The 16,874-nt window shown below is 63.6% G+C and carries 15 protein-coding genes and 4 tRNA genes; 4 read left to right on the top strand and 15 right to left on the bottom strand.

Annotated features, from left to right (window positions below):
• Window positions 1-28: 28 nt before the first annotated feature.
• The 12 genes from CAP13_RS06445 to CAP13_RS06390 all read right to left on the bottom strand — a co-directional run bounded on the left by CAP13_RS06445 (window position 29) and on the right by CAP13_RS06390 (window position 10,953).
• On the bottom strand, window positions 29-688 hold the full coding sequence (locus CAP13_RS06445) for an NUDIX domain-containing protein (RefSeq protein ID WP_085831149.1): 660 nt from the start codon (window positions 686-688) through the stop codon (window positions 29-31).
• An 81-nt stretch (window positions 689-769) separates the two neighbouring features.
• Window positions 770-2,074: a phosphoribosylamine--glycine ligase gene (gene purD / locus CAP13_RS06440; RefSeq protein ID WP_085830806.1), complete on the bottom strand. Its 1,305-nt coding sequence runs from the start codon at window positions 2,072-2,074 to the stop codon at window positions 770-772.
• 42 nt (window positions 2,075-2,116) lie between these two features.
• Window positions 2,117-3,415: an adenylosuccinate synthase gene (locus CAP13_RS06435; RefSeq protein ID WP_085830805.1), complete on the bottom strand. Its 1,299-nt coding sequence runs from the start codon at window positions 3,413-3,415 to the stop codon at window positions 2,117-2,119.
• A gap of 785 nt (window positions 3,416-4,200) precedes the next feature.
• Entirely contained in the window at window positions 4,201-5,589 is a 1,389-nt protein-coding gene (dnaB, locus tag CAP13_RS06430; RefSeq protein WP_085830804.1) for a replicative DNA helicase, read from the bottom strand.
• A 669-nt stretch (window positions 5,590-6,258) separates the two neighbouring features.
• A complete protein-coding gene (gene rplI, locus CAP13_RS06425) occupies window positions 6,259-6,807 on the bottom strand; it encodes a 50S ribosomal protein L9 (RefSeq protein ID WP_085830803.1) in 549 nt (182 codons plus the stop codon).
• A 14-nt stretch (window positions 6,808-6,821) separates the two neighbouring features.
• Window positions 6,822-7,088: a 30S ribosomal protein S18 gene (gene rpsR / locus CAP13_RS06420; protein ID WP_085830802.1), complete on the bottom strand. Its 267-nt coding sequence runs from the start codon at window positions 7,086-7,088 to the stop codon at window positions 6,822-6,824.
• 47 nt (window positions 7,089-7,135) lie between these two features.
• The gene (locus CAP13_RS06415) at window positions 7,136-7,618 is read right to left on the bottom strand and encodes a single-stranded DNA-binding protein (protein WP_085830801.1); all 483 of its coding nucleotides are present in this window, start codon (window positions 7,616-7,618) and stop codon (window positions 7,136-7,138) included.
• Window positions 7,619-7,673: 55 nt separating this feature from the next.
• A complete protein-coding gene (gene rpsF / locus CAP13_RS06410; RefSeq protein WP_085830800.1) occupies window positions 7,674-7,970 on the bottom strand; it encodes a 30S ribosomal protein S6 in 297 nt (98 codons plus the stop codon).
• Between the two features lie 544 nt (window positions 7,971-8,514).
• Window positions 8,515-9,933, bottom strand: a complete 1,419-nt coding sequence (locus CAP13_RS06405) for a DUF4013 domain-containing protein (RefSeq protein WP_085830799.1) — start codon at window positions 9,931-9,933, stop codon at window positions 8,515-8,517.
• Window positions 9,934-9,935: 2 nt separating this feature from the next.
• Window positions 9,936-10,481: a hypothetical protein gene (locus CAP13_RS06400; RefSeq protein ID WP_085830798.1), complete on the bottom strand. Its 546-nt coding sequence runs from the start codon at window positions 10,479-10,481 to the stop codon at window positions 9,936-9,938.
• A gap of 254 nt (window positions 10,482-10,735) precedes the next feature.
• A tRNA-Ser gene (locus CAP13_RS06395) sits at window positions 10,736-10,826 on the bottom strand.
• A 36-nt stretch (window positions 10,827-10,862) separates the two neighbouring features.
• Window positions 10,863-10,953, bottom strand: a tRNA-Ser gene (locus tag CAP13_RS06390).
• Window positions 10,954-11,085: 132 nt separating this feature from the next.
• Here CAP13_RS06390 and CAP13_RS06385 point away from each other — a divergent pair.
• Together CAP13_RS06385 and CAP13_RS06380 are read left to right on the top strand one after the other, a co-directional pair.
• Window positions 11,086-11,982: a trimeric intracellular cation channel family protein gene (locus CAP13_RS06385; RefSeq protein WP_085830797.1), complete on the top strand. Its 897-nt coding sequence runs from the start codon at window positions 11,086-11,088 to the stop codon at window positions 11,980-11,982.
• Window positions 11,983-12,104: 122 nt separating this feature from the next.
• The gene (locus CAP13_RS06380; protein ID WP_085830796.1) at window positions 12,105-12,800 is read left to right on the top strand and encodes a hypothetical protein; all 696 of its coding nucleotides are present in this window, start codon (window positions 12,105-12,107) and stop codon (window positions 12,798-12,800) included.
• Window positions 12,801-12,996: 196 nt separating this feature from the next.
• Here CAP13_RS06380 and typA read toward each other — a convergent pair whose 3' ends face one another.
• From typA to CAP13_RS06365, 3 genes are all read right to left on the bottom strand, one after another.
• Window positions 12,997-14,835: a translational GTPase TypA gene (gene typA, locus CAP13_RS06375; protein WP_085830795.1), complete on the bottom strand. Its 1,839-nt coding sequence runs from the start codon at window positions 14,833-14,835 to the stop codon at window positions 12,997-12,999.
• 140 nt (window positions 14,836-14,975) lie between these two features.
• Window positions 14,976-15,425: a hypothetical protein gene (locus CAP13_RS06370; RefSeq protein WP_085830794.1), complete on the bottom strand. Its 450-nt coding sequence runs from the start codon at window positions 15,423-15,425 to the stop codon at window positions 14,976-14,978.
• 26 nt (window positions 15,426-15,451) lie between these two features.
• Window positions 15,452-15,985: a bifunctional nuclease family protein gene (locus CAP13_RS06365; protein ID WP_085830793.1), complete on the bottom strand. Its 534-nt coding sequence runs from the start codon at window positions 15,983-15,985 to the stop codon at window positions 15,452-15,454.
• Between the two features lie 135 nt (window positions 15,986-16,120).
• Between CAP13_RS06365 and CAP13_RS06360 the strand changes: the two genes are divergently transcribed.
• A tRNA-Ile gene (locus CAP13_RS06360) sits at window positions 16,121-16,197 on the top strand.
• Between the two features lie 63 nt (window positions 16,198-16,260).
• A tRNA-Ala gene (locus CAP13_RS06355) sits at window positions 16,261-16,336 on the top strand.
• Window positions 16,337-16,874: the final 538 nt, after the last annotated feature.

Below are 16,874 nucleotides of genomic sequence, written 5' to 3'. Positions count from 1 at the left end.
CTCACAGTAGCGGCCCGGTGCCGCGCGGCTACTCCGTCTCGAGTCCAAGCCGATGGGCTATCGCGTCGCAGGCGAGTGCGCCCACCACGGTCTTCGCATCCTCGATCTTGCCGTCGAGCACGGCGTCGATGAGCTCTGACAGGGGGACGAGGTCGACGTTCACGAACTCGTCCTCATCCGGCGTGGCCCCATCGAAGCGCAGGTCGGTCGCCATGTAGATGTGGATGATCTCATCGCAGAATCCGCAGCTCGTCAGGATGCTGGTGAGATGGCGAATGCGGCCGGCCCTGAAGCCCGTCTCCTCGTGTAGCTCTCGCTCGGCGCAGACCTGGGGATCCTCGCCCGGATCGAGTTTGCCGGCGGGGATCTCCACGGTCACGCGGTCGACGGCGGTGCGGTACTGGCGCACGAGCGCGATCTTGCCGGTGTCGGTCAGAGCCACGACCGCGGAGGCGCCGGGATGGCGCACCACGTCACGGGTGGTGAGACGGCCGTTGGGGAGCTCCACCTTGACCGTGCGCACGTCGAGGATGTTTCCGTGCCACGCGGGCTCCTCCCCGAGGATCCGCTCGTGCAGGGCGGCGTCAGCGGGATCGTCGTCGCCGAGCACGAGGGCAGCCTCATCCACCGGCTGTCCCGCGCCACGCGGGTCCTCGACGATCTCAGCGTCTATGTGCTCCTCAGCCATGGCTTCCATCCCTTCTCCGTGTGCTACGCGCCCGCGATGCCCGTTCTCAGGCGAATCGCACGCGCAATCCCTGGCGGGCGCTTACGCATCCCAGGCGTCACGTCCCCGCAGGGCGCGCAGGCCAATGTCATGCCGCAGGGTCTTTCCCTCGAAATCAATGAGCTCGCAGGCCTCGTACGCCCTATCGCGGGCAGCCTCGAACGTGGGACCGAGAGCGGTGACGGCGAGCACGCGGCCACCGGCGGTCACCAGGTCGCCGGAATCCGTGAGCGCGGTGCCCGCATGGTAGACGGTCACGTCCGGCAGGGCGTCGGCGCGCTCGACACCGGTGATGACCTTGCCCTTCTCATAGCTCCCCGGATACCCGGCGCTGGTCAGCACCACGGTGAACGCCCAGTCGTCGCGCCAGGAGAGCTCGACCTCGGACAGGCGGCGCTCGGCAACGGCGAGCATGACCTCGACGAGGTCGTTCTCAAGACGGGGAAGGACCACCTGCGTCTCGGGATCGCCGAAGCGGGCGTTGAACTCGAGCACCTTCGGGCCGGCGGGCGTGAGCATGAAGCCGCCGTAGAGGCATCCGCGGTAGTCGATGCCCTCGGCGGCCAGGGTCTCCACCGTGCGCTCCATGGCCGCGACCATGGCGGCGTGCTCCTCATCGGTCACGATGGGCACGGGGCTGTAGGCGCCCATGCCGCCGGTGTTGGGGCCCAGATCACCCTCAAGGGCGCGCTTGTGATCCTGCGAGGTGGACATCGGGCGCACGGTCACGCCATCCGTGAACGCGAGGAGCGAGCACTCGGGGCCGGTGAGCATCTCCTCGATGACCACCGTGGCGCCGGCCGCGCCGAACTCACCGCCGAAGCAGGAGCGCACCGCGTCCTCCGCCTCGGAGAGCCCGGTGGCGACGATCACGCCCTTGCCGGCGGCGAGGCCGTCAGCCTTGACCACGAGCGGAGCACCCTGCGCGCGTACGTAGGCGAGGGCCTCCCCCTCATCGGTGAAGGACGCGTACGCCGCCGTGGGGACGCCGGCGCGGTCCATGAGCTCCTTCGAGAAGCGCTTCGACCCCTCAACCTGGGCGCCCTCGGCACCCGGTCCGAAACAGGGGATGCCCGCGGCCCGCACCGCGTCGGCCACTCCGGCCACAAGCGGTGCCTCGGGACCGATCACCACAAGGCCGCATCCGGTCTCCCGGGCGAACTCGGCCGCCGCGGCGGGATCCTCCGCATCGAGCGCCACGTTCTCCCCCACCTCGACGGTGCCGCCGTTGCCCGGCGCGATGAAGAGCTCGGCGCATCGGGGGCTCGCAGCGAGGGCAAGGGCGAGGGCGTGCTCACGGCCGCCGCTCCCAAGCAGCAGGATGTTCATCTGGTTGGACTCGCTCATGGGACTCCTCTGGTCGATTCCTCTGGTTAACGTGATCGGACGCTAACGGACCGGGGTCCAGGATCGATTGATGGTCTGCTCGCGATCAGGGCCGACCGCCACGAAGGACACGCGGGCGCCGGCGATCTCCTCGATGCGCGCCACGTAGTCGCGGGCCGCCTGGGGAAGATCGTCAAAGCTCCGACAACCCGTGATGTCGCACTCCCAGCCCGGCATCTCCTCAAAGACGGGGACCGCGCTGGCAAACGTGCCCTCGTGCTCCGGCACGGTCGTGTAGCGCACGCCGTCGCAGTCATAGGCGACGCAGATCTTGATGGTCTTGAACGAGGACAGCACGTCGAGCTTCGTGAGGGCGATGTCGGTGAGGCCGTTCACACGGGCGGAGTAGGTAGCAATGGGGCCGTCGAACCATCCGCAGCGGCGACGGCGGCCGGTGGTGACGCCGTACTCGGCGCCCACCTCGGTGAGGGTGCGCCCATCCTCGTTCGTTTCATAGTCGAGCTCCGTGGGCATGGGGCCCGAGCCGACGCGCGTGATGTAGGCCTTCATGATGCCGAGGACGCGGTCGATGTTCTTCATGCCCACACCCGATCCCGTGACAGCGCCGCCTGCGGTGCAGTTCGACGAGGTCACATACGGGTAGGTGCCGTGGTCGATATCGAGCAGGGTCGCCTGGGCCCCCTCGAAGAGCAGGGATTTACCCTCGTCGATCATGTCGTTCAGGAGCTTGCCCGTCTCGGTGATGTAGGGGCGGAGGCGCTCGCCGTAGGGCAGGTACTCGGCGCAGATCTCATCGGCGGAGAAGGTGGGCTTCTGGTAGAGGAGCTCGAGCTCGGGATTCACCTTGGCGAGGACCCGGTCAAGCTTCTCGCGGAAGAGGGCGGGATCAAGCAGGTCCTGAACACGCAGGCCGATGCGCTCCATCTTGTGCTGGTAGCACGGACCGATACCGCGCTTCGTGGTGCCGATGAGGTTCGTGCCGAGCCGCTCCTCGCAGGCGCCATCGAGCGCGATGTGGTACGGCATGATGAGATGGGCGTTGCCGGAGATCTTGAGATTCGCCGTCGAGATACCGTCGGCCTCGAACATCTCGATCTCCTCGATCACGACGGCCGGGTTCACAACGCAGCCGTTGCCGATGACGGAGATGCAGTTCGGATACATGATGCCCGAAGGGATCTGGTGGAGGCCGTACTTCCTGCCATTGGTCACGATGGTGTGGCCTGCATTGTTTCCGCCCTGATAGCGGACCACACCGTCGAATTCGGGCGCGATGAGGTCGCAGATCTTGCCCTTCCCCTCATCGCCCCACTGGGTCCCGACCAATACCGTTGATGCCATGGAATCTCCTCGCTCATTGCACAGGCCGTGGAAGCCGCTGGCGCGACTCCCCAACATTTCCATTATAGGGCCCTAAGGGCCCGTCGGGGCAGGGTTCGCGCCGCGATGGGCGCCTGCGGGAAAAAGCCGCAAACTTGAGGGGATATAGCGCGATGTTGTGGTGCCGGGCAGTGTAGCCGGATGTTGGCTGCCGGCGTTGGCTCCATCAACCCGGTCGCCGTACCCGGGTCGCGGGGCACCGCAGGATACAGGCGCGCACGCAGAATGGGGGTGCGCACGGGATGAGGCCGATGTGTTTCTAACGTTACTTGCATTTGTGTGGGATGGGGGGCACGCACGGGACGAGAGCAGAACATGTTCTCGGGGCGGTTTTTTAGGTGATATGCATGAAGGCACCGTCGAAAAGAGGTTTTAAAGCCCTTTGCGAACCGGCGAGCCGCCACACCGGGCTCCGGAGCACGGGCCGCCTGCACGAGATGAGAGGAAAACGTCATCTCGAGGCGGCTCCAAGGGCATCCTGCCTGGAAGTATGGTCGAGAGTAGGTTCTCTGGCACTTGTGAGCCAACAGGTCGGTGCACCGGGCTCCGGAACACAGGCCACCTGCATAAGATGGGAGGAAAACATCATCTCGAGGCGGTCCCGAAGGCTTTCTGCCAGGAGAGGCAGTCGCGAGTATGTTTTCCAGCCCATTTCGACCAACAGCGCGGCGCGGCGGGCGCCGAACCGCAAACTGCCCGCGCACAGGAGAGGCGGATGGCCCCGCTCGTGCGCGACGGGGTCGGCGCTAATCCTCGCGCTCCAGCTCGAAGAACTTCGTCGAGGCGGGCATGAACACGAGGTCCACGTCGCCGATCGGGCCGGAGCGATTCTTCGCGAGCACGATGCGGGTGATGCCCTCGTCCGGACGGTCGTCGCGAGCGGCCTCCTGCTCGGAACTCGAGCGGTCGAGGAACATGACGATGTCGGCGTCCTGCTCGATGGAGCCGGATTCACGCAGGTCCGAGAGCTGGGGGCGCTTCCCGGTGCGGCTCTCAACCTGGCGGGAGAGCTGGGAGAGGGACACAACGGGCACGCTGAGCTCCTTGGCCATGATCTTCAGGGCACGCGACATCTCCGACACCTCAACGGCGCGCGACTCCGCGCGACGGCCCGCGGGCGGGCTCACCAGCTGCAGGTAGTCCAGGATGATGATGGCCTTCTCCTTGTTGTGGAGCATGCGCCGCGCCTTCGCGCGGATCTCCGTCACCGTGGTTCCAGGCGTGTCGTCGATCAGGATGTCGAGTTTGGAGAGCTCCTCGGTCGCCTCGTTGATGTTCACCCACTCCTGCGGCGAGATGTTGCCGCTGCGGAAGTTCGACATGTTGACCTGGGCATGGGCGCAGATGAAGCGCTGGGCGATCTCCTTGCCGCTCATCTCGAGCGAGAAGAAGCCCACCGCGTACCCGGATGCGGCGGCGTTCAGGGCGAGGTTCAAGGCGAACGAGGTCTTTCCCACGGCGGGGCGGGCACCGATGATGACGAGCTGCCCTTCGCGAAGGCCCAGGAGCATGCGGTCGAGGCTCGGGAAGCCTGTGGGAACCCCCTGGGCCTCGCCGCCCGCCCGTGCGACCTCCTCGGCCTCGAGATAGGCCTCCCGCATGAAATCGATCAGGGGCTTGTATGAGCTTCTGACCTCGCGGGCGGTGACCGACAGCAGCATGCTCTCGGCGCGCTCGATGACCTCTTTCGTGTCGGTGGGGGCATCGTAGGCGAGCGCGTTGATCTGGTTGGTCGCGCCGATGATCTCACGCAGCATGGCGTCGCGGCGCACGATGTTGGCGTGATGCTGCCAGTTGACCAGGGCGAGTGTGTTGCCGATGAGATCGAGGATGTACGCCTCACCACCCACCGCCTCAAGTTTGTCGATGGATTTCAGGTAGTCGATGAGCGAGATCGAATCGATGGGGAGACTCTGGTCGTACATGTCATGCATGGCAGAGAAGAGCGTCCGGTGCACCGGGCGGTAGAAGTCATCGGCCAGGAGGAACACGATGGCCTCTTCGACCACCTCGCCTGAGAGCAGCATGGCGGCGAGCACCGTCGCCTCGGCCTCGATGTTATTGGGGGGCTGCAGGCGGGCGCCGCGCTCCGTCACACCCGAGGGGGCCCATGCGTAATCGCTCACCGTCTCCATCTGCGCTCCTTGTTGCATCGGTGTACTCCCTCATCAGGGGGCATGTCGCGTGGCCGCCGAATCGGGCCTCCCATGGTATCGCATCGGCAGCCGCGGATGCGGCCACGCGGGCGCGGTTGGTCGATGCCGTAACTCGGTCGGCTGTCAAGGCCGGCCCATCATCCGATTGATCCGCCCAGATGACAAAACTGACTCTTGACAACTTGCTTGGAAACGGTGATCTGGGACTTCGTCAAACGGGTTGTGCGCCCCAAAACGCTATTCCCGGGAGCATGGGAAAACCTCGCCATGCCGCAACGGCCCAAACGGTGAGTTTCAACACTTTCCACAATCTTCAGGCCGTGCGAGCGAGGTTTTCCACAGGTTGATGCGAGATGGGTCTTTTCACCTCCTTTACACCCCCTTCCCACTCCCTTTTCAGCCCAATTTCATGGAGAAACAGTGAAACAGCAGGTAGATTGGTTCAATCTGTACTTGAGACTATAAAACCGCAGCGTCTTGATGGTGAATCGAACATGTGGTCGATCGCTTTCAAGCCGATCTTGTAAAGCGCGTTTTCCCGGCATCCCCGCTGAAAGCTGTTGAAAGACATAACTTTTCCAAAAAAGGGAACGGCCCGGACGCCATGGACGTCCGGGCCGTTCCAGAAAACCTACGAGGACAATGCTGTTACTCAGCGGTCTCCTCGGTAGCGGTGGCCTCAGCCTCTGGGGCCTCCTCGACCTCAGCGGTCTCCTCAGCCTCGGCAGCGGCCTCCTCCTCGGCCTCGAGGGCCTCGGTGCCAACCATGACAACCACGGTGGCGCGGATCTCGCGGTAAAGGGAAATATCGACCGGATAGGTGCCGGCGAGCTTGATGGGCTTACCGAGCTCGACGCGCTTGCGGTCAACCTCAATGCCAAGCTGGGCCTGGATCGCGTCGGCGATGAGCGGAGCGGTGACGGAACCGAAGAGGACGCCCTCCTCGCCGACCTTGACGTCGACGGTGACGGACTTGCCCTCGAGGGCCTCCTTGGTCGCATTCGCGTTGGCGATGCGGACCTCCTCACGGCGCTCGATGTTGCGACGACGCTCCTCGAGTTGCTTCAGGTTGCCCTTGGTGGCAGCGACGGCGAGCTTGTTGGGGATGAGATAGTTCTCGGCGTATCCCTGGGCGACGTCGATGACGTCACCCTCGCCGCCCTTGCCCTTGATCTCGTCAAGAAGAACGACTTTCATGCTGCTCTCCTTCCCTAGTCGCGGTTGCGGTTGCCACGGGAGGAAACCACGGGGACGGTGTACGGGAGCAGTGCCATCTCGCGAGCGCGCTTGATCGCGTTCGCGATGTCATGCTGATGCTGCGTGCAAGCGCCAGTGACGCGGCGCGGCTTGATCTTGCCGCGATCGGTCATGTACTTACGGAGAAGCTGCGTGTCCTTGTAATCGATGAACTCGGTGTTCTCCTTGCAGAACTGGCAGTACTTACGACGCGGCTGACGTGCTGCATAATCATTAGCCATGTCAAAATACCTTTCGTGTGTTGATGAATGCCCGTTCGAGCCGGGGGCTAGAACGGGATGTCCTCATCGTAGATATCGACCGCAGGAGGCGTCTGCACAGGTGCAGGTGCCGGCTGCGGGGCGGGGGCGCTGTACGGATCGGCCTGCTGAGCGGGAGCGTAGCCGCCGCCCTGCGGGGCGTAGCCGCCCTGCGCCGCCTGCCGGCCGCGCGAGAGGAACTCGATCTCATCGACGATGACCTCGAGCTTGCTCCGACGCTGACCGTCGCGCTCCCAGGAGCTGTAACGCAGCTTTCCCTCGATCGCGACCTTCGATCCCTTCGAGAGATAGCGGCTGACGGCCTCGGCGCGGGTGCCGAACATCGTGCAGTCCACGAAGTTGGGGTAATCCTCCCACTCACCGGTCTGCTGGTTGCGACGACGGTCGTTCACGGCCACGCCGAATGACATGACCTGGGTGCCGCTCGCCGTAGCGCGCATCTCGGGATCGCGGGTCAGGTTACCGGAGATAACCACTCGGTTGATGCTCATACAAACTCACTACCTCTCACTCTGGGCGCTGGGCGCCCGACTTCTCAGTGCCTGATTACTCCGCGACCTCGTCGCGACGGACGATCATGTGGCGGATCACGGCGTCGGTGATGCGGAGCACGCGGTCGAGCTCGGCGATCATAGCCGGATCGGCATGGAAGTTGATGAGGGTGTAGTCACCTTCGGTGAGCTTGTCGATCTCATAGGCGAGCTTGCGCTTGCCCCACTCGTCAACGTTGTCGACCTTGCCAGCGCCCTCAGCGATCGTGGTGTCGATGCGCTTCATCACCGCGAGACGGGTCTCGGGGTCGAGTGCCGGGTCAACAAAATACAGCAGTTCATAAGCCTTCATTGTGTCACCTCCTCTGGGCATAAGGCCCCGGGTCGTGAAGGTGCGCCCGGAGCAGGAAAAGACGGGGGACAGTATAGATGCTCCTGCCTGCACACGCAAGAGAACCCGCAGGTACGACCTCATGACTTCCATACTTGCCTGATATCGCTTGTGTACCCATCGTATCGGCAGGACCTGACAGGGATGCTGTGCAGTATGTCAGCGCATCCGCACGGAGATCTCCCTTGTTCTTAACGTCGCAGGTAGAGAGCGTGCTTGGTAGTCATACCGTCATGGTCTCAGCACACCGGATACGGGAGATCCACACATGTTCAGGGCTTGGTGCCCAGGTGCTGACTCACTTGATCCTCATGATGGCGGACCTCCGCACTTTGTGATCCCATACGGCGAGGGCCCCGGGCGGATGACCGTCCGGGACCCTCGCAGGGGCACATGGTGCATCGTTATCATCGCGACCGAAGGGGCTGCCTCACCCATCCGGGCGGGGGCAGAACCTCAGACGGTCATCTCACAGACCCGCAGATAGATACCGTACCCGCGCGTCTTACAGGCTGCTTGACTCAGAGGTGGCGTTGTCGGCAGCGTCACCTGCTTCGGCGTCGCCATCTTCAGGATCGGGCGAACCCGCCTCACCCACGGATGACTCAGCCTCCGCGGCGTCAGGTTTATCTTCGAGCGCATCCTGCTCCGGAGCAGCATCCTCATCATCTTCGCCCTGTGCGGGGTCGCTCTCTGCCACCTCAGCATCTGAGGTAGAGGAGACAGGATCGTCCTCATCAGCCGGCTTGCCCTCGGAAACCGCGGGGAGCGGGGTCGGCTCCTGTGCGGCGGGCGCGGCGTCCTCAGGTTGGTACGGCTCGACGCTTGCTACCCCATCGCCCACGACGGGGCCTGCCGCCTCATCATGAGCGGCGTCCGAGATCGGGCTCTCAGGAGCGGTTTCGCCCGCCTGCGGGGTCTGGGGGGTGGCGATCGGGGTGGTCACCGGCTCCACCGGGGGAACAGGCGTGGCCGGCGACTCAGGTGCGGCGGCAGAGGAGGCCTGAGGCTCGACCGGGCGTCCACTTTCATCCACGGTGATGGGCAGGGGCACGCCGTCGGGCAGCGGATCACCGGAGAGGCCCCAGCGCTGAACATCGAAGCGGGAGAACCACTGCCCCACCGCGTTCAGCGAGATCAGCTGCATCGCCGTACCGATCACGCCACCGATGAACAGCAGGATCACACCGAAGATGACCACGATCATCGCAAGTCCGGAGCCCATCGAGAACAGGCTCCCGAGCATCATCGAATCGGCATACGAAGAGCTCATGCCCATCATCGAGTACCCGCCCACCGCAGCGGCTCCCATGAAGCTGCCGAAGAACACGGCCGCCGTCAGAACGCCGATGATCATGGAGTAGGCCCATCCGATGAGACCGCTGATCAACGTGACGAGGTAGATGCGGAAGAATCCGGCTACATCCTTCCCGATCATCTCAAAGATCCGATCCAGGCGCCAACCAGCCGAGAACTTGTCGTAGACGGTGGCGCGCATGGTGGCCACGGAGACGAAGACGCCGAGGAACAGGTTGATCACAAGGGCCAGCACCATGACCAGGAACGGCAGGTCTGTGCCTAACATGGAGACCCCCGACAGCATCGGGAAGGCGGCTCCGGCCATCCCGGTCCCGAACAGGATGATGTCCAGGATGGCGACGACGAAGGACATGCTGAGCATGACCAGACCGCTGAAGAAGCCCGTGTGCATGATCTTGCCGTAGTCGGCCCGCGACTGCTTCGGCGCGGCCTCCACGCCCCATGCGGTGAGTCGAGCCCACTCGAGGCCGTATCCGAGGATGGCGATCTGCCCCACGATGGGGACCATGCCCACCAAGGTGAGTACCAGAATAGGTTTGATCCAGCCTTTGTCGCGGGTGAGCAGGCGCCAGGAGGCGCTGAAGCTCGGTTTCTGAGACACCATGTCTACTCCTTAATCTCGTCGGAAGAACCGGCGGGTTGCACGTCTTGGGCAGCGGTCCGCGCCGCCGCCTCTCGCTCAGCGGCAAGCTGCACCAACCCGGAGACGATCGGTTTGGTGCCGCTCGGGTACAGTGCCGGGCCGCTGCCCACGCTTGAGAACGTCTCGGCGAACCGCAACGTCCCCTCGGGATCTCGCGTATAGGGGAGGGCGAGCATCGAAGCCGCGGCATCCCCACGGCGTGCGACCTCGCATATCACCGCGTCACGACGGCCCTCATCGAGGTCGAGGTACCCGTCATAGGAGAAGACGTAAGCCTCGGGCAGCTCCCGCGCCAGCAGGGTCTTAACCGAGTTGTAGGTTTCCTCGACATCCTCACCGGGGTGATCGGCCACCTCAAACCCATCCGAGGTGCAGATGACGGTGAACGGCATCATCCCGCCGTCTCGAGTGAGACAGGCTTGTGCGTCCTCGAACGCGTGGTTCAGGGCGGTCCACAGGGAATCCGTCAGCTCGAGCTCGACGGTGCCGGCGGGTGTCTGTTCTGTCATGGCGCTCCTCCATTAGCTGAGTGACTTCAGTGTATCCACGAAACAGCCATACAAGACCGTGATTCCGTCATTTAAGCCGACCTTAATACCTGCCGGATCGATCTACCTGCGCAAGCGGATGCCGTGTCGGAGCGAGCACGGTGTATGCAAGGGCGGAGGGCGGTGGAACCCGGGAACGCCGCACTGCTCATCTGCTGATACACGTGCACAAAAAACGAAAGGCCCCACAGCTGAGCCGGGGACCTCAAAGATTCTGGCGGAGGAGGAGGGATTCGAACCCTCGTACGGGGAGTACCCGTAAACGGTTTTCGAGACCGCCGCATTCAACCACTCTGCCACCCCTCCGTTGGGATGACGCGATCGGGGATCGCGAGGAAGTGCTGGCGGAGAGTCGGGGATTTGAACCCCGGAGACGCTTTTGGCGCCTACACGATTTCCAATCGTGCTCCTTCGGCCACTCGGACAACTCTCCGTGAAGTGCACAGGCTATTGTACCGGAAGCGATAGCCTGCGCAAGGGTGATATTCCATCTGGTGGGAATCGCACATGACCGTGTAAGATAGCGGATCGAACCCAAGTGCCGCGGTCAGGAAGGGATGGGCCCATGCTCTCAAGCGTCGCTGTCCCGATCATCATCGCGGCCGTCGCTGCGGGATCACTCCCCCCGCTTGTCGACATTCCGCTCCCCATCGAGATGCTCGCCGTCGTGGTCGCCTCGGGGGCCGGGGCGCTCAGCGCCCGCAAGGACCAGCTCGATCTCATCGGAGCCATCGGCATAGCCGTCGTCTGCGGGCTTGGCGGCGGCCTCCTGCGCGATATCATCCTCCAGCGCGGCGATGTCTACCTGCTCAACCAGCCGCTCGCCCTGCCCATCTCCATCGCGTCGGCCGCGATCGTCTTCGTCTTCCCCGGGCTCGTCGAGAAACCCGACCGCGCCATCGCGATCCTCGACATCTTCGCCGTGGGGCTCTTCGCCGTGATGGGCGCCGACAAGGCCCTCCGCTACGACCTCGATCCGATGGCCTGCGTCATGATGGGCTTCTTCACCGGCGTGGGCGGCGGCATGCTCCGAGACGTCCTCGTGAACCGCGTCCCCTACATCTTCAAGCAGGGGAATTTCTACGCGATCGCCGGCCTGGCGGGCGCAACCTGCTTCGTCACGATGATCGAGTCCCTCCATGCCCCCCGCATGCTCTCCATCGTGGTCGGTACCGCGGTCACGATGCTGCTCAGATGGGTCTCGCTGCGTTACAACATCGTCTCCCCCACCGAGGTGAACCTCGAGCGCATGGCCCGTCCCCTGCGGCGAATCGGCTCGAAGTCCATAGAGACCGTTTCCCGCAGCGAGACCCCGGTGCGCTCCGAGAAGGCCCTTGATGAGCGGCGGGAGCGCGTGCAATCCGAGATCGACGAGCGTCGGCGCCAGGAGGAGGCAACCCGTCGCAAACGGCGCCGCGAGCTGCGCCGCCAGTCGAGGGGCCGGGGGGCGCACGGCAGCTGAGAGGGATCGATCATGGGATTCGCACGTTATCATACGTCATAGCTTTACCGTCCGCTGACATTTGATGCGCGAAGGCTCGCCTACGATGGAGACACCATCATGCAGAACCACGAGGTGTCCCTATGAGCAGCGAAGATTCAGACGATACCTTTGACCTTGAACGGAAACCGGGAGAGAGCGTCCACGAGTACCTCAAGCGCAACGAGGGAAAGGGGCTCAACTTCGAGGACCTCGTCAAGGCTTGGAAGGCCGAGAACCCCGATGCCGCTGACTCACCGATCTCGAGGCCCCACGGCATACGCAAGAAGATCATCATAGGAGCCATCTGCCTGATAAGCTTGGCACTCGCCTTCGTCAAATTCCTCGGAGGCTTCGTCGAGGGATGGCCGGCGGCCATCACCGGCCTCCTCACCATCCCCGCCGGCATCGGCATCACAGCGTTCTTCATCTACGCCATTTACGCGCTTGCGAAGGATAAGGATTCGGAAAGGCCGAATATCGGGTGCATGCTGTTCTTCTTCGTTTCGCTCGCCCTCGTCGTCGTGAGCAGCGCCTGGTTCTTCGTCATCGCCCCGCTTCAGGACATCCCCTACTTCCTCGATCCGCCCACCGTGCGGGTGACAAACCTCGAGGTTGACTACGAGGTGGGCGAGGAGGGCTCCGTCCTCTACAGCCTGGCCGGCGATGAGGCGGACGGCACGCACCAGTGGTTCACGATCTCACAATCGCGATACGACAACTGGGATGACAGCTGGACCTGGGCCACGGTCACCTATCTCCCCGGCTCGCGCACGATCATCGATATCAAGACTGAGTGATCCTCCGCGCGGCCGACCTCCCCTGCCCCGCGGCTAGCGTCTGGTTGCCCGCGGCGCCCCTCGATCTTTCCTGATCACGCTTGGCATGGAGCTCCCAACGCTATGCCAAGCGGCCGTATGGACCATCATCCGCTCCATAGAAAAGCGCCCGCGACGATGCCGCGGGCGCTCTCAGAAACCATGCTGGTCAGCGGATTTACTTCGCCGCGTTCATCGCGCGGACGGCCGCTTTCTTGCGGTCCGTTGCGTTCAGCAGACGCTTGCGCATGCGGATGTTCTTCGGCGTGATCTCCACGAGCTCATCGTCGATGATGTACTCGAGGGCCTCCTCGAGCGAGAAGGTGCGCGGGGGCACGAGCTGCACGGAGATGTCCGCGGTGCTCGAACGCTGGTTGCCGAGGTTCTTGGTGCGCGCGATGTTCACGACCATATCGCCCGGCTGGTTGCGCTCGCCGACGAGCATGCCCTCGTAGCACTCGGTGCCCGGTTCCACGAAGAGCGAGCCGCGCTCCTGCAGGGTCCCGAGGGCGTAGGCCACAGCCTTCTCCGTCGTCATCGAGATCATCGCGCCGTTGTTGCGGCCGCCGATCTCGCCGGCGTAGGGTCCGTACTCGAGGAAGGTGTGGTAGAAGACGCCCTCGCCATGGGTGACGTTCAGGACGCGGTTCTTGAGGCCCATGATGCCGCGGGTGGGGATCTTGAACTCGATGTGCGTGACCGTCTTGCCCGTGGTCATGTTCGTCATCGTGCCGCCGGCGTTGCCGAAGACCTCGATGACCTTGCCCGCGTACTCGTCCGGGCACTCGACGACGGCCTGCTCGACGGGCTCCACGGTGTGACCGGCCTCGTCCTTCTTGAAGAGGACGCGCGGGCGGCCCACCTGGAACTCGAAGCCCTCACGGCGGAGGGTCTCCATCAGGACGGAGAGGTGCAGGATGCCACGGCCGGAGACCTCGACGCCGCTTTTGTCCTCGAGCTCCTCGATCTTCATTGTCACGTTGTTCTCGCGCTCGGCGAAAAGGCGCTCTTTAAGCTGGCGTGCTCCGACGATGTCGCCATCGCGACCCACGAGCGGAGAGGTCGAGGCCTCGAAGATGACCGAGAGCGTCGGCGGGTCGATCTCGATGGGCTCGAGGGAGACGGGGTTCTCCGGGTCGGTGTAGACGTCGCCGATATCGGTGGATTCAACGCCCACCACCGCGGCGATGTCACCGGCGCCGACCTCGTCGCACTCGGTGCGGCCGAGGTAGTCGAAGGTGAAGAGCTGCTTCACGGTCGCGGTGGAGGTGGAGCCGTCGTTCTTCACAACAAGGATGGTGTCGCCGTGGTGCACGGTTCCGGAGTACACGCGGCCGATGCCGATGCGGCCCACGAAGTTCGAGTGGTCGATGGTCACGCACTGCATCGCGAGCGGGCCGGCGGGGTCGACCTCAGGTGCGGGGAGGTCCTCCAGGATCATGTCGAGCAGGGGGTACATGTCGTCATTGCCGTCGTTCGGATCGAGGCGCGCGTACCCGTTCACCGCACTCGCGTACACAACATGCTCCATCGCGAATTCAAGCTGCTCGTCCGTGGCGCCGAGGTCGGCCATCAGGTCGAGGCAGTCGTTGTAGGCGCGTTCGGGATCGGCGCCGGGGCGGTCGATCTTGTTGATGATGATCATGATGGAGAGGCCCGTGTCGATGGCGTGGCGCAGCACGAAGCGCGTCTGTGGCATGGGCCCCTCGAAGGCGTCGACCAAGAGCAGGGCACCGTCGGCCATGCGGAGCACGCGCTCGACCTCACCGCCGAAGTCGGCGTGGCCGGGCGTGTCGATGACGTTGATCTTCACGCCCTTGTACTCGATGGAGATGTTCTTGGCCAGGATGGTGATGCCGCGTTCGCGCTCCTGGTCGTTGGAGTCGAGCACGCGCTCCTCGACCTGCTGGTTCGCGCGGAAGGCGCCGGCGGCGCGCAGCAGCTTATCGACCAGGGTCGTCTTGCCGTGGTCGACGTGGGCGATGATAGCGATATCGCGAAGGTTCTCTACCCGCATGGTGTTCCCCGTATCTGCATAGCGAATGTGATGAATCAAACGTGCATATGATAGCGGGTTTTCGGTGAACGGATGTTGAGAGCCGGGTGAGCGGGGGACTCACCACACGGTTGCCATGGAATGACGACCGCGAAGACGAATTAGATCAGCGGATCCTCGGCACCGGCGGGCTCAGGATCCCCCCAGGTGAAGTCATCCCCCGCCCCGATGCCATCGACGAGCAGGTAGGCGGAGTACCCGCTCTCCTGACCGTGCTCGTAGAAGCTTGCGAGGATGGCATCGAGGTAGCCGCCATCCCCATCCTCAATGGCACCGAGGTAGGCGATCGCATAACGCTCGAGGGCGCCGACGCCGTCGCTTGCGACGCCGCCCGCGTGCTGGGACACGAACTGCTGGGCGGCGCGGAGGCAGACCTCGATGCTGTCCTCGGTGAAGGACGCCTCATAGCGGTTCGCCTGCTCGTCCTCGACGGCGAGGAGCACGCCGGGGTCCTCGCCCTCTGCGAGGGCGTCGAGCAGGGACCCCAGCAGGTCCCCCACCATGGCGTCGAGCTCTGGTGAGACGATATCGGGTTCGGCTCCTGCCGGCATCTGGATCACGTCCTTTAGAAGTCGTCTTAGAAATCGTCGGGCGAGAGGCTCTCGACGAACGCATCGAAGCGCGCAAGCTCCTCCTCGGCATCGCCCTCGGCCTGGTAGCTGATGCTACCCGCGCGGTTCATGACGTCGTCCTCAACGTAGATGGGCGCGTTCGCGCGCACCGCGAGGGCGAGGGCATCACTCGGGCGGGCGTCTATGCGAATCTCCTCAGATTCCGGGGTGGACGGCTCCTGAGCAGGCTCCTCAACAGGCGGCGCCATAACGAGGCTCGCGTAGAAGACGGGCGCGTCGACGCGGTCGATCTCGACGCGCTCGAGCTTGCCGCCGAGGCGGGAGATGACGTCGGTCATGAGGTCGTGGGTGATGGGACGCTCACCTGCGGGCCGATCGATACCGCGGCCGATGGATGCCGCCTCGAAGGCGCCGGTCTGAATGGAAAGTGCGCGCAGTGGAGCCTCAGAGGCCGACTTGTCGTCGCGCTCACGCAACACGATGACAGAAGGCATAGGGCCGCCCGCCATGATGATGGTCTCGATATCGACGCGAATCATGCAGTACCTCCCTGTGCTGGTATGGGTCGTTACGAGTCGATACGCTATAGTACCCTCTTTTCGTTTTTTGGAACGAGGTCGCAGAAAAAAGTGTTGACTTGCTGAGAGCTCCTAGGTTAGTATCTTTCGAGCGATGGACCTGTAGCTCAGTTGGTTAGAGCGTCCGGCTGATAACCGGGAGGTCACAAGTTCGAATCTTGTCAGGTCCACCACTTCTTTCGCAATAAACACCCCAGCGAGAGCCGAGTCGCCGCTGGGGTGTTTATTACTAGCGTGGGGGTTTAGCTCAGCTGGGAGAGCGCGGGCTTTGCAAGCCTGAGGTCAGGGGTTCGATCCCCCTAACCTCCACCACTTTTTTCTTGCTCCTTCAAGGTCTCCTTCTTGTTCTGATGGAGCTGGTTTTCAGGCCTTCGCAATTTTCGGAATACCGCCATCGGTCTTAAAGTCTCGCGGCCGTTGTTCTCAAGTCTCATAGAGGTCTCAACCCTCGCGGGCGTTGTTCTCAAGTCTTCACAATGCCTAGGATCCCCTGGCCATATCGCATGGACTATGGGCTCATCGCACCTGTTTTCACCGCTACGTGAAAACCTCCCCGCCTTGGTACAGGTTTGGGGGTGCGGACGTTTTTCCGTACACGGCTAGGCCGCGAGGCCCGGCCGCGCCCTCCTGCCGTCTATCGTGTCGTAGACGGTCCGGCCCCCGCCCCGGAACGCCTTGAGGCGGCCCGAGTTGTACCAGCCTATGTAGCGCCCGAGCTCCCCGATGAACGCCTCCGGCGCCCATCCCGACCAGTCGCGGCCGAGGAAGAACTCGNTTCTGCGACGCCGCGAGCAAACCTCCTCAGTTTGGTACAGGTTTTCTATCTGCGGCCAAGCACACAAAGGATCCT

Origin of the sequence: Collinsella vaginalis (assembly GCF_900176655.1) — a bacterium.
Classification (GTDB): domain Bacteria; phylum Actinomycetota; class Coriobacteriia; order Coriobacteriales; family Coriobacteriaceae; genus Collinsella; species Collinsella vaginalis.
Note: the sequence above shows the minus strand (reverse complement) of the source record. Positions and strands in the feature narration are given on the sequence as shown.

Excerpts from the sequence above, each read along its gene's own strand:
- CAP13_RS06445 (WP_085831149.1), bottom strand. The coding sequence starts at position 688 with ATGGCTGAGGAGCACATAGACGCTGAGATCGTCGAGGACCCGCGTGGC.
- purD (WP_085830806.1), bottom strand. The coding sequence starts at position 2,074 with ATGAGCGAGTCCAACCAGATGAACATCCTGCTGCTTGGGAGCGGCGGC.
- CAP13_RS06435 (WP_085830805.1), bottom strand. The coding sequence starts at position 3,415 with ATGGCATCAACGGTATTGGTCGGGACCCAGTGGGGCGATGAGGGGAAG.
- dnaB (WP_085830804.1), bottom strand. The coding sequence starts at position 5,589 with ATGGAGACGGTGAGCGATTACGCATGGGCCCCCTCGGGTGTGACGGAG.
- rplI (WP_085830803.1), bottom strand. The coding sequence starts at position 6,807 with ATGAAAGTCGTTCTTCTTGACGAGATCAAGGGCAAGGGCGGCGAGGGT.
- rpsR (WP_085830802.1), bottom strand. The coding sequence starts at position 7,088 with ATGGCTAATGATTATGCAGCACGTCAGCCGCGTCGTAAGTACTGCCAG.
- CAP13_RS06415 (WP_085830801.1), bottom strand. The coding sequence starts at position 7,618 with ATGAGCATCAACCGAGTGGTTATCTCCGGTAACCTGACCCGCGATCCC.
- rpsF (WP_085830800.1), bottom strand. The coding sequence starts at position 7,970 with ATGAAGGCTTATGAACTGCTGTATTTTGTTGACCCGGCACTCGACCCC.
- CAP13_RS06405 (WP_085830799.1), bottom strand. The coding sequence starts at position 9,933 with ATGGTGTCTCAGAAACCGAGCTTCAGCGCCTCCTGGCGCCTGCTCACC.
- CAP13_RS06400 (WP_085830798.1), bottom strand. The coding sequence starts at position 10,481 with ATGACAGAACAGACACCCGCCGGCACCGTCGAGCTCGAGCTGACGGAT.
- CAP13_RS06385 (WP_085830797.1), top strand. The coding sequence starts at position 11,086 with ATGCTCTCAAGCGTCGCTGTCCCGATCATCATCGCGGCCGTCGCTGCG.
- CAP13_RS06380 (WP_085830796.1), top strand. The coding sequence starts at position 12,105 with ATGAGCAGCGAAGATTCAGACGATACCTTTGACCTTGAACGGAAACCG.
- typA (WP_085830795.1), bottom strand. The coding sequence starts at position 14,835 with ATGCGGGTAGAGAACCTTCGCGATATCGCTATCATCGCCCACGTCGAC.
- CAP13_RS06370 (WP_085830794.1), bottom strand. The coding sequence starts at position 15,425 with ATGCCGGCAGGAGCCGAACCCGATATCGTCTCACCAGAGCTCGACGCC.
- CAP13_RS06365 (WP_085830793.1), bottom strand. The coding sequence starts at position 15,985 with ATGATTCGCGTCGATATCGAGACCATCATCATGGCGGGCGGCCCTATG.